The sequence below is a fragment of the Blautia liquoris genome (assembly GCF_015159595.1).
Lineage (GTDB): Bacteria > Bacillota > Clostridia > Lachnospirales > Lachnospiraceae > Novisyntrophococcus > Novisyntrophococcus liquoris.
In genome coordinates this window covers 1,065,279-1,076,801 of the sequence record NZ_CP063304.1, presented here as the reverse complement: position 1 = coordinate 1,076,801, position 11,523 = coordinate 1,065,279, and the positions used below count along the sequence as shown (strand labels likewise).

The 11,523-nt window shown below is 44.2% G+C and carries 10 protein-coding genes, 1 tRNA gene and 1 other annotated feature; all 11 genes read right to left on the bottom strand.

The window, feature by feature from the left end; genetic code table 11:
* Positions 1 to 105: 105 nt before the first annotated feature.
* Positions 106 to 1,518, bottom strand: coding sequence for a V-type ATP synthase subunit B (locus INP51_RS04835; protein WP_193736597.1), 1,413 nt, complete (start codon positions 1,516 to 1,518; stop codon positions 106 to 108).
* Positions 1,519 to 3,285: a V-type ATP synthase subunit A gene (locus INP51_RS04830; RefSeq protein ID WP_193736596.1), complete on the bottom strand. Its 1,767-nt coding sequence runs from the start codon at positions 3,283 to 3,285 to the stop codon at positions 1,519 to 1,521.
* 3 nt (positions 3,286 to 3,288) lie between these two features.
* Positions 3,289 to 3,612: a V-type ATP synthase subunit F gene (locus INP51_RS04825; protein ID WP_193736595.1), complete on the bottom strand. Its 324-nt coding sequence runs from the start codon at positions 3,610 to 3,612 to the stop codon at positions 3,289 to 3,291.
* The gene (locus tag INP51_RS04820) at positions 3,605 to 4,576 is read right to left on the bottom strand and encodes a V0D/AC39 family V-type ATPase subunit (RefSeq protein WP_193736594.1); all 972 of its coding nucleotides are present in this window, start codon (positions 4,574 to 4,576) and stop codon (positions 3,605 to 3,607) included. Before INP51_RS04820 ends, INP51_RS04825 begins: the two co-directional genes overlap by 8 nt.
* Positions 4,569 to 5,174: a V-type ATP synthase subunit E gene (locus tag INP51_RS04815; RefSeq protein WP_193736593.1), complete on the bottom strand. Its 606-nt coding sequence runs from the start codon at positions 5,172 to 5,174 to the stop codon at positions 4,569 to 4,571. Before INP51_RS04815 ends, INP51_RS04820 begins: the two co-directional genes overlap by 8 nt.
* Positions 5,175 to 5,189: 15 nt before the next feature.
* A complete protein-coding gene (locus INP51_RS04810; protein ID WP_193736592.1) occupies positions 5,190 to 5,666 on the bottom strand; it encodes a V-type ATP synthase subunit K in 477 nt (158 codons plus the stop codon).
* Positions 5,663 to 7,693 carry a V-type ATP synthase subunit I gene (locus INP51_RS04805; protein ID WP_193736591.1) on the bottom strand — a complete coding sequence of 677 codons (2,031 nt, stop codon included), beginning with the start codon at positions 7,691 to 7,693 and terminating at the stop codon, positions 5,663 to 5,665. Before INP51_RS04805 ends, INP51_RS04810 begins: the two co-directional genes overlap by 4 nt.
* Positions 7,694 to 7,727: 34 nt before the next feature.
* Positions 7,728 to 8,042, bottom strand: coding sequence for a hypothetical protein (locus tag INP51_RS04800; protein ID WP_193736590.1), 315 nt, complete (start codon positions 8,040 to 8,042; stop codon positions 7,728 to 7,730).
* Positions 8,043 to 8,151: 109 nt separating this feature from the next.
* Positions 8,152 to 8,210, bottom strand: a sequence feature (sodium ion sensor (DUF1646 type); this cis-regulatory element may regulate processes involved in with the transportation of sodium ions).
* A 176-nt stretch (positions 8,211 to 8,386) separates the two neighbouring features.
* On the bottom strand, positions 8,387 to 10,192 hold the full coding sequence (locus INP51_RS04795; protein ID WP_193736589.1) for a cobaltochelatase CobT-related protein: 1,806 nt from the start codon (positions 10,190 to 10,192) through the stop codon (positions 8,387 to 8,389).
* A 19-nt stretch (positions 10,193 to 10,211) separates the two neighbouring features.
* Positions 10,212 to 11,129 carry an AAA family ATPase gene (locus tag INP51_RS04790; RefSeq protein WP_193736588.1) on the bottom strand — a complete coding sequence of 306 codons (918 nt, stop codon included), beginning with the start codon at positions 11,127 to 11,129 and terminating at the stop codon, positions 10,212 to 10,214.
* A 272-nt stretch (positions 11,130 to 11,401) separates the two neighbouring features.
* A tRNA-Arg gene (locus INP51_RS04785) sits at positions 11,402 to 11,475 on the bottom strand.
* Positions 11,476 to 11,523: the final 48 nt, after the last annotated feature.

Sequence of the window (11,523 nt, the reverse complement as noted above, 5' to 3'; positions counted from 1 at the left end):
CATATGATACACGGATTACTCCGCACTTTGTGCTCACGTAATCCTACAAACATTCGAAATACACCCTAATCGGGTTGCTTTCTCATGTTTGTTCGGGTCCCAAGGTCATGCTTTTTCATGCAAGCATGAAACGCAGGACCTTTTGACCCTGGTATCATAATATTGATCCAAAAACTTTTCATTAATTCGTTTTAGTTCACCCTTTGGAAGCATTCCAAGCAACTTCCACCCAATATCAAGTGTCTCATCGATACTGCGCTTTGTGCGATAACCTTGATTTAGATATTCCCTTTCAAATGCATCGGCAAATCGCGCGTATAACAGATCCATGTTGGAGAGTGCCGCCTCTCCCAGAATCACCATCAATTCTTTGGCATCTTTTCCACGGGCATATGCTGCAAATAACTGATTCATAGTATCGGAATGATCCGCTCTGGTTCTTCCCTCTCCGATTCCTTTATCTTTCAGACGCGACAAAGAGGGAAGAACATCAATGGGTGGAATGATACCTTTATGATATAAATCACGGCTCAGAATAATCTGTCCTTCTGTGATATACCCTGTCAAGTCAGGAATCGGATGCGTTTTGTCATCCTCGGGCATTGTCAGAATCGGAATCATCGTGATCGAACCTTCCTTTCCTTTCTGACGTCCGGCGCGCTCATATAAAGAAGCCAGATCTGTATACATATAGCCCGGATAGCCTCTCCTTCCCGGGACTTCTTTTCGCGCCGCAGAAACCTCACGCAGTGCATCAGCATAATTTGTGATATCAGTCATAATCACAAGAACATGCATTCCTTTTTCAAAAGCCAAGTACTCAGCTGCTGTCAGTGCCATCCTGGGGGTGGCGATTCGCTCCACCGCCGGGTCATTAGCCAGATTGACAAAGAGGACTGTCCGGTCAATTGCTCCAGACTCTTTGAAACTTTCGATAAAGAAATTGGATTCCTCAAAAGTGATTCCCATCGCAGCAAACACAACGGCAAATTTTTCACCTGTCCCCAGAACTTTTGCCTGTCTGGCAATCTGCGCGGCAAGTTGCGCATGCGGAAGACCCGATGCAGAAAAGATCGGAAGTTTTTGTCCGCGAACTAACGTATTAAGACCATCTATGGCGGAAATCCCTGTCTGAATAAATTCCTGCGGATAGTTTCTCGCCGCCGGATTTATAGGAAGTCCATTGATATCCCTTCGCTCTTTTGGCAAAATCTCAGGCCCCTCATCGATCGGACTGCCCAGACCATTAAAGACTCTTCCCAGCATATCCGCAGAAACTCCCAGTTCCATGGAGTGACCTAAAAATCTGACTTTGCTGTTTGATAGATTAATACCGGCAGAGTTTTCAAAAAGCTGCAAAAGAGCTGTCGCACCGTCAACCTCTAAAACTTTGCACCTTCGCTTGTCACCATTTGCCAGCTCAATCTCTCCAAGCTCATCATAATTGACATGATCCACACCCTGAACCAGAACAAGCGGTCCGGCAACTTCCTGTATTGTTTTGTATTCCTTCGGCATTTACAGTTCCTCCTTTCGCAGCAATTTCAGTGCCTGATCATGAATTTCATCCTTAATCTTATTATATTCAGATTCCATTCCTTCTTCCGGCACATATTTAAATCTTCCGACATCTTCACGAACCGGCAGACTTATAATAGGATTAAGCTCCGCTCCCTGTTCGAGAGCGTCAACTGCCTCTTTGTAATAACCAAGGATCAGTTTCATCAACATATACTGCTTTTTTAAGGAACTGTAAGTATCCGTCTCATGAAAAGAGTTCTGATGCAGAAAATCCTCACGAATTGATCGAGAAGTCTCCATCTTCAGCCTGTCAGCCGGAGAGAGTGCATCGATCCCTACCATTTTAACGATCTCATCCAGCTCTGACTCGTCCTGAAGAAGAGCCATCATCTCTTGTCTACATTTCATCCAGTCCTGCTTCACAGACTCGTTAAACCACTTTTCCATATCATCAAGATATAAAGAATAGCTCTTCAGCCAGTTGACCGCGGGAAAATGACGTTCGGCTGCCAGGTCTGCATCCAGGCTCCAGAATACCTTGACGATACGAAGTGTCGCCTGAGAGACCGGTTCCGAGATATCTCCGCCGGGAGGTGAAACGGCACCAATTACAGTCAGCGCACCTTCCCGATTATCCTTTCCCAGAGAGATCACATCCCCTGCACGTTCATAAAACTGTGCAAGACGGCTTCCCAGATAAGCCGGGTATCCTTCCTCACCGGGCATTTCTTCGAGTCGTCCTGACATTTCCCTCAAGGCCTCCGCCCAGCGGGATGTCGAATCCGCCATCAGTGCGACGGAATATCCCATATCGCGGAAATATTCCGCTATGGTAATTCCCGTATAGATAGAAGCTTCTCGGGCCGCCACAGGCATATCCGACGTATTTGCAATTAAAACAGTTCTTTTCATCAGAGATTCGCCTGTCCTCGGATCGATGAGCTCCGGAAATTCGTTTAATACATCTGTCATTTCATTTCCACGTTCGCCACATCCGATATAGACCACAATGTCAGCTTCTGCCCACTTTGCAAGTTGATGCTGAATTACTGTTTTACCACTTCCAAATGGCCCCGGTACTGCTGCAACTCCTCCGGCCGCTATCGGAAAAAAGGTATCGATGACTCTTTGCCCTGTGACGAGTGGTTTGTTTGGAGCCAGCTTTTTCTGATACGGCCTTCCGACACGTACCGGCCACTTCTGCATCATAGCTAACTCCTTATCTCCCTGCTCTGTGCCAATTACTGCAATCACATCGTCAACCTTATAACAGCCTTCCCTGATTTCTTTCACTATTCCTTTAATTTTGGGCGGAACCATAATCTTTTGTGTAACCACCACTGTTTCCTCGACTGTCCCGAGGACATCTCCTGCTTCTACCTCATCCCCTGCAGCGACTGCCGCAGTAAATTTCCATTCTTTCTCCCGGTCCAGGGATGGCACTTCCACCCCTCGTTTCAGATTATTGCCAGTTAACTTTCTGATCTCTTCCAGTGGCCTCTCAATTCCATCGTATATATTTGAGATCAGTCCCGGTCCTAATTCAACAGAGAGTGGAACTCCCATAGACTCAACTGGCTCTCCCGGCCCAAGACCTGATGTCTCCTCATATACCTGTATCGAAGCCTCGTCACCATGAATCTCTATTATTTCACCGATCAGTCTTTGTTCACTGACTCGGACAACATCAAACATGTTCGCATCCTGCATCCCTGTTGCGGTGACTAACGGACCTGCCACTTTTTTTATGACACCGGTACTCATACTTTATATTCCTCCTCTCCATAAAATATCCGCGCCTACTGCCTGTTCCACACTTTTTTTAACATTTTTGATGCCTGCACCCGTATTACCCATGACCCCCGGAATCTGTATGATGGCCGGCAAATACCTTTCGCGGTATTTATCTATCTCATCTGTCAGTTTTGCGGCCATTTCCTCGGTGATGTAGATAACTGCATAATCTCTATCTGCCACTTCTTTGAGTACTTTCCTGCCCTCGTCTTCATCTTGCACAGGATAGGTCTCAAGTCCCAGAGCAGCAAAGCCATAGATACTTTCGTGTGCACCGATCACCGCTATCTTATACATACATCACCCGTATCCTTTCTCGTATTGATTCCTCCGGAAGTTTATTTTTCTTCCAGGTAAGAATCATGCGAACTGTACTGATTTCATTTTCTCTTGCCAGCACATAGGCGATGAGCGGGCCCGTCGTAAATGGATTATATTTCTGAGGAGAGATACACGCAAGGATGCGATTATCGCACCAGCGTTCAAAGGCTGAATTCGATTCTTTGGCTGCATCGACTGCTTCGGAAAAACCGGTTTCAGAAAGATATTCACAGATAGCATCAAAACCAGAAACAGAGGCCATTGATAATTTGTCCAAATCCAGCAAATCACACTCGGCCAGTGCACGATCCAGAAACGATTTGGTCTTACCAGTCTTTGCAGCTCTGAAAGCGATCTTCATGTCTGCCGAAGAGACGAAGTTTTCGGCATAGGCCCAAATCATGTCACTTCCGGAACTTTTTCCCATCTGGCGAACTGCCTCTAACAGTGCGCGATCTACAATAATATCACACAGCTGGCCATCTCGTGTCTGAAGCATGACCTTCAGTGCCTCGGCTGCTGCTTCCTGCATATGTTCAGGGAGTTTTTCAAAGTCCTTTTCATATACAATGCGCAGCATCTCTTCTTTCGGGATAGCGGTTTTTTCATAATATACATTTACAGGAGAAGGTCCTGTAACGGTCTCTTTAACAGCCGCCTTCAGGTTGTGATACAAATTCTGGCAGGCCAGCACATCAAACGTTGCCATATCCACTTTCATGTCTCTGATCAAGTCCCATATTTTCTCACGCTCTGCCCTTAGAATGTTTTGTGCATCTGATCTGTGATCCGGCGTCCCCCATCCTTTATCTGTCAGAAATGCCAGACAGCTTTCATATGTTTTGCAGGCCATCAGCTGATCAATATCGCTTTGTGTCAACAGACTATTTTCCAGTACGCGAATCCTTGCAACTGCATACGCATTCGAATGATCAGCCATCGCTTTCCTCCCATAATATTTTGTTCACCTGATCTTTCAGGCAATCTTTTTTCGCTTCTATAATAGATTGAAACGTACAGTTTTCCTCTACTTTCCCATATATCAAAAGAAACCCGTCGCTGATCTGGCCGGGCACATCTGAAATTGTCAAAGAGCCGCCTTTTTTTCCCGCCAGCTGTTCAATCGAATATCGAAAATCGCCGGGCATTCTTTCTAAATCGTGAATGTTTAAAATCATCTGTCCTTCTTCGCTGTGACAGTACCTTTCAAATAATCGCTCTAATGTCTTAAAATAGATCCCCGTCTCCTGGTTTTTCATCTGATGGTAAGCCTTATCAATCATTTCCTCAATTATCAACTGTTTTTCCTGCAGAACAGCTCTGTTAAACCTCTGCTCCCTGACTGAAGCCTCTCTGTCGCTGTAGTCCTGAAGTTCTTTTTCCATGGATGCGATGAACTCTCTTTTCCTCTGGTCACATTCCTTCTTAGACTTTGCCAGTATTTTGGTTTTCTCTTTCTCCGCCTTGTCCAGTATCTGATCGGTTTCCTCCCTGGCCTCATCAAGAATCTGTTCTGTAATCTTTTCCAAACCGTTCATAATAGTCCCCTCCCCTTATACAGGAATGGAGCTGACTGCAATGATAGATATCAGCAGAGCAAAGATTGCATAGGTCTCAACCATAGACGGAAACAGCATCGCTTTGCCAAACTGATCTGGCTTTTTGGCTATTATCCCAATAGAAGCTACGGAAGCATCACCCTGCTGCCTCGCGGAGATCAAACCCACAACACCAACCGGAAGGCAGGCAAAGAAAATCATCAGACCCGTCTGGCCGGAGATTGAAACTAAATTTCCTCCAAAAAGACCAATTTTGGAGATCGTGACAAAAGCTACCAAAAGTCCATAAATCCCCTGTGTACCAGGCAGTAACTGTAAGAGCAGGCACTTTGCAAATTTTGACGGATCCTCCGTGACCACACCCGCCGCTGCCTGACCGGCTGCAGACACACCATAGGCAGAACCAATGCCGGCAAGACCTGCCGCTGCCACCGCTCCTAATACTGCCCACACAATACCTAAATCGTTCATCTGATTTTTCCTCCTTCTATTTCTACATACTTTGTATTTGCCCAAAAAGGTTTAAACTCCCTTCCACCGCCATCATAAAATTTTCCAAAAAACTCCACATACTGTAGTCTGCATGTGTGGACATATGCCCCGAGCAGATTGATTCCAAGATTCAACATGTGACCGCCTATAAATATAAGAATAAAAAATATGACACCAATTGGTCCGTTTCCCACCATACTCCCCATCTGATTGATGACAGACGCAATCACACCTGTGGCAAGCCCCAAAGCTAAAAGCCTTGAATAGGAGAGTACATCAGAAACCCATCCTGTGATGTTATACAGATCATAGGCGCCAAGTGCAATTCTAAGGAGAAAGTTCTTCTTATCCCTTCCCGAAAACAAAAGAATTCCAATCGCACCGATAGCAGCTGATACTCTTGCAATCACATTTACAGTCGGGCGAAAAGTGAATTTCATCTGTGAAATTGACTCAAAAAGAGAAGTGGGAAGCAGTATAAAGATCAGTCCTAAAAGGAGCATCGTCCAAAATACTACTTTACAGAGAAATCCCATATAGTCTTTCTCTCTCAGACACATATATCCTTTGATCGCAAGACCTGTAAACATGTGGATACAGCCAAAAAGCATGGAATATACCAGCATTTTCATCGGATTATTCAATGGAGCAAACCAAAGTGCCGGAAGAAGAGATTCACCTTCAGCCAACTTCACATGGAAAAATGTTTTTGCAATCACATCGATTGCATCCCCGAAAATTCCTCCGAACATCAATCCCCAGAAGACAGTGGAGAGTCCGCACCAGAAAAACAGTTGAATTGATTTCTTCATATTTTCACTCATCCTCGGAAATTTGATCAAAGCCACCCCGCATACAATCGATACGATCGCTCCATAAGCAGCATCCGACAACATAATTCCAAACAGAAAAACATAAAAGATTGTCATGATAAATGTAGGATCTGTCTCTCCCTTATGAGGCAGACCAAATGATGACAGCACACCCTCCCCGCAACGGGAAAATTGGTTATTTTGAAGAATCACCGGGGCGTTCTCATCCTCTTTGATCGATTCTATGCTGACAGCCGCACCATATTGGGTCTCAAGTTCTTTCTTTAGCGTATCGGCATATGTTTCCGGAATATACCCGCCGATGGCAAACACACTTTTTGTCTGTGGCAGTATCCCGAGAACTTCATACTTTTCTGCTCTGAGCCTGTAATAATCAGACATCAGTCTCAAATGATCTCTTTCACGTTTCATCTCTCGTATTTCTTTTGAGAGATCATCAATCTGTGAGCGGACCTCTTTCATCTCGTTTTCGATTTTGGAGAGTTCATCAGCTGGTTTTCGCCTGATGATCATGGAGGGCCGGGCAAACCCAAGCTTCTTCAGAGCATCTTCAAGTTCCTGTTCCTCTTTTCTCAGACAGACAAGAGCAAGATACGTCCTGTCCTGATCCTTCGATAGTACCTCAATCTCGAATCTTTCAAGATCCGGCGCTGTCTTAGCCAGCCTTTCAAGAACCTGAGCTTCATCCAAAGGTTCCTGCAGCGTACCTGTAAAAAATGAACATCTTTTTGTTCCGGAAGTGTTCATAGGTACCGTAAGATTCATCCATGGGTTTAATTCCTCTATCTGATTTTCGTATTTTAATATTCCGGTTTTTAATGCAGCGATCTTCTTATCTATATTGACAATATTTTCGGCCGTCTTCGAGTGTTGAGACCGCATGGGAGCCGCAATTTCGTAGATATCGCCATGTAATCTGTCCCGGCCGGCAAGACCTGCAAAAATCGAGGTCTTTTCAGGTGCATAGTGATCTAATATCTCCAGTGCATGTTCTGCCAGGTGTACTCTGTTTTGAAATGCATTCTTTGCCCCGGAAGTATCCATCTGTTCAAACTCTTCTTTTGAATCTAAGTCAACTTCCATCCAGCCAAGCTCCTGAAGAAGTTCCAGAATAGACTTCCGGTTCTGTTTCATAGCACATATGCTGATGCGCCGCATCCGCACTACCGCCATAACCGGTACCTCCTTTCAAAGATTGATCTTCGTACTATAACTCCCCGATGATGGAAATCAATGTCTCAGTAACCGGATCCGACTTTTGATACGCCTTCTCTCTAAATCTTTCAAGATAAACTCTTATCTTCTCCTGTGCTTTTTCATCTTCCTTGGCTTCTTTGTCCTTTAAACTCTGCCATCTGGACTGTCTTGTTTTTTCCAAATCGGCTTCCAGCTTCTTTTGCTGCAAATCGGCTTCATGGACAGCCTCTTCAAGAATCTGGCTGCTTTTTTTTCTCGCTTCTTCAATCTTCTTGTCTGCCTCTTCCTCTGATTCCTGTACAGAATGCAGTATCGAATCAATCATAGATTCACCCCCCTACTTTTTATTGTTGATAACTTCCTGGTAATTAGAGTTACAGGATCGGAAAATGGTTTCTATATAACAAAAAATAGAGTGAAAAGCTCGATAAACGAGCTTCCCACCCCAGAAGCTTACCTTCTTGAAAATAAGTATCAAAATACTCATCCAACCGGATCTAAAAAATTCTGTTAAATTATATCGTCCATCTATATCCGAAACTCTAACATCCATCAATTTCTATTAATTATAATATCTTGAATTATCTGATATGTCAATAGTTTATTAATGTTTTCTATTTTTTTATGCAATTGTTACTATGAATTGCCCCAAACTTCATGTTTTCATATTCATTCAATTTGTTTCACCAAGTATCGTCCGACGATGCTTGGAAATTCTGTGATATCTCTAATATATGCAAAATCTTTGCCGAATATCATCCGTTCAGCCGAAAGATCCTGCTCTTCCCCTGCAAATACTCCAAGCACAGAAATTCCCTGTCCGCGCAGCTTTCGCACTTCCATTGCGGTGTCTGAAATAGCGTATTTGTCTTTGTACGGCATAGGATTCTTGTTACCCGGTCGGTTCACGACCACATCATATGGCTTCCCGTCACTTAACACGATCAGAATCTTATGCTCTTCCTCTCTTAGAGAAAGCTGCGATCCGACTGCTTTGACTGCAAGCCCATCCCGATTATTCGCCGATGTCATATAATCGAAAATCCGTTCATTCATCTTTCTGTCATCTTCATAATCCCGAAATCGCTGTAAAACCGTATAATCCCAGAAAGTACAATAGCTGGTTACCCGGTGTGATATAGACAGGTTACTGAGCGTCTCACTGATGGTATAAGCCTGGATTGCCACTTGTCCCTGGCGTTTTCGCTGAGATCCGCTGGCGTCAATCAACACGTCCACGACAAAATCCATAGAATCCTGTTTATTCTCATGTATGAAAAGGCGGGGGTCATGGCATCTTCCCACTTTCCACATCTGCGATGGGTTGATGACTCCTGCATCAGACCGGACAAAATCCTGTTGGTCGTGCAGCATCATGGCACGTTTCAGCATATCCGTCAGAATCCGTATATTTCTTTTCACAATCCAGTGATTGTCATGATATTGAAAACGATTCTTATCCCTCAGTTTTCTAGCATATTCCAACTGATAATTCTTTTTGACCGGATTCCTCAGGATTCCCTCCGTAAAATACAGACTGCATTCATCATGAATCCCGCGGCACATCTGATTGTTGACAGATTTCTCTTCCTGAGGGGTGAGATAGGATTTTCCGTAATTCAGCTGCACATAGAGATTCATCTTTTCAAGAGCGGCCTCATCCACGACCAGTACTTTCTTTTGCTTCTTCTCTTTGACCTCAGGAGATTCCGGTTCTTCCTTCTCATCCCTGATATCAAGTGTCGCCATGGATTCGTTGATGCGTTTTAGATATACTTCCAGATTCTCTTCATACATTTCCTCCGACAGATAGTCCTGCCAGGAATATTCTTTCAGCTCGTCAAGCGTCACCGCAAGGACTTTTGAAAGGCTGCCCTTCTTCTTTTCAAAATCCGGCTCCACAATCTGATTATAAAGTGCATCAATCACACGGATCACCTGACTGGTATTCTCCGTATCTTTCAGGGAACGGATCAGGTCCAGACTTTGCATATTCTTCTTTGTGGAAATGACACTTCCATCCAATACCTCGCGAAGGTAAGCCAATTCCAGCATACCCACAGAAGATGACGACAAAGCCTTAAAATCCTGATTCAGAATTTCCTCACAGGCTTTTTTTCGAATTGCTTTGACTCCCTCTCTCTCTTTCATCAGACGGTCGCAGACGGCTTCATCGATACATAAAGAAGAAAGCATAAGAAGCGGTGCCTCTTCCGCCTGCATAAAGACCTTTTTCACAAGATACATGGATAACTGCTCCCGGTCCAGGTATCTGGCGTATGCGCCTTGTTTGATATTGTCATATATCGCCGTATTCTGGGAAGTCAGAAAACTCTCGACATCTGGTTTTACTTCGAGTGTATAATCTCCGCTTACAGTCCATACGAGATTTTTGATTCTGTTTTCCAATTCTAAGCGACTTTCGTCGACTGTTTCCTTTTCGAAAAGTTCATCGCCCGGATAATCTTCTCTCATATGCTTTGCCTCCAACTATTTAAAAGACATCTCCAGGTGTCCAATCCTCCGGTATCCGTGTCATCACCACATCCTGTACAATTTCCTTTTCAAAAATATCGAAACATTTGTTTGTGATTCCCATCTTTGCCGCGAGTGCAGGTTTAAGCCCCTGTCGTATCGTCCCTATGGCACCGGTCATTCCGCGAAGATCCACAGGTTTTGTGGAAATCTCTCCATGTTCAGCCTTCAGCTGGAGATCCAAAAATAAGCCCGCCCATTGTTTTTTTGCACGGTCTTTCATATCCGGAAACATCTGATCTAAGATGAGCATCAGTGTGTCCTCGGTCTGGGACGGCATATCTATGACAAGAAACCGTGATACAAGCGCTTCATTTAACTCTTTGGTCCCCGCATAGCCATAATTCATAGTCCCGATGAAGCGCGTTGCCGGATGAAGGTCAATCTTCTCATACCCGGGCACATCAATGCTTCGGCGGTAATCTAACGTTGCATGTAATACGGATACGGCATCATTTTTAGCCATATTGATTTCATCCAGAACGCCAAATCCTCCATATTCGGCACAGCGGTATATGCTGCCTTTGCGCAGGGAAACCTCGTCATCTAGAAATGTATCCGTCCCGATCAGCTCTGCACTTGATGTATTCACATGGAAGGATACATTATAAGAGGGTCTTCCAAAAGCCCACGCGAGGTTTTCAGCCAGAACATTCTTACCGGTTGCTTTGGAACCGGTGAGCAGCAGATTCTCACCCTCCAGAAGTGCTGCAAGAGCCATCTCCAGCACTTCCCTTCCAAAATAAGGTATAGAAGGCTTTAATACACGGTTTTTTACATCTTCACTCACACTAAATTTTTCGCGAAACTTTGATACCGCATCAAGCAGCCCCAAATCTACGCCTTGTATCTCAAAATTCTTTAATTCTTTCGTCACTATTTTCCCTCCGCTACGTAAGTTTAATACTATGTTGGGGTCAAAAGTAATTTAACCCCATCATTATACTATTGTACCAAATTCTGAGTACAATTCCTAGCATTTTGTAAAGCCTGGCGCTGCCAACTCCAAACAGCCTGCATATGTATAGACGATAAGTCAAAGAATATGTTAGTCAAATGTTACCCATTTGTTACCGATTTGCAAAAAAAAGAACACCCTTTCGGATGTCCTTAATTCTTGAAAGCCACATGTTTACTGGCTTTTTAGTACGTGCGTTAGAAGATTCGAACTCCCGGCCTTTTGGTCCGTAGCCAAACGCTCTATCCAGCTGAGCTAAACGCACATCTATTATGTTATGGTTTCTAACAACAGTATATATAATACCTCTAAA

What these genes read in the sequence shown, in the direction of transcription:
- INP51_RS04795 (WP_193736589.1), bottom strand. Translation starts at nt 10,192, where the DNA reads ATGAGAGAAGATTATCCGGGCGATGAACTTTTCGAAAAGGAAACAGTC.
- INP51_RS04825 (WP_193736595.1), bottom strand. Translation starts at nt 3,612, where the DNA reads ATGTATAAGATAGCGGTGATCGGTGCACACGAAAGTATCTATGGCTTT.
- INP51_RS04805 (WP_193736591.1), bottom strand. Translation starts at nt 7,693, where the DNA reads ATGGCGGTAGTGCGGATGCGGCGCATCAGCATATGTGCTATGAAACAG.
- INP51_RS04830 (WP_193736596.1), bottom strand. Translation starts at nt 3,285, where the DNA reads ATGAGTACCGGTGTCATAAAAAAAGTGGCAGGTCCGTTAGTCACCGCA.
- INP51_RS04810 (WP_193736592.1), bottom strand. Translation starts at nt 5,666, where the DNA reads ATGAACGATTTAGGTATTGTGTGGGCAGTATTAGGAGCGGTGGCAGCG.
- INP51_RS04820 (WP_193736594.1), bottom strand. Translation starts at nt 4,576, where the DNA reads ATGGCTGATCATTCGAATGCGTATGCAGTTGCAAGGATTCGCGTACTG.
- INP51_RS04815 (WP_193736593.1), bottom strand. Translation starts at nt 5,174, where the DNA reads ATGAACGGTTTGGAAAAGATTACAGAACAGATTCTTGATGAGGCCAGG.
- INP51_RS04835 (WP_193736597.1), bottom strand. Translation starts at nt 1,518, where the DNA reads ATGCCGAAGGAATACAAAACAATACAGGAAGTTGCCGGACCGCTTGTT.
- INP51_RS04800 (WP_193736590.1), bottom strand. Translation starts at nt 8,042, where the DNA reads ATGATTGATTCGATACTGCATTCTGTACAGGAATCAGAGGAAGAGGCA.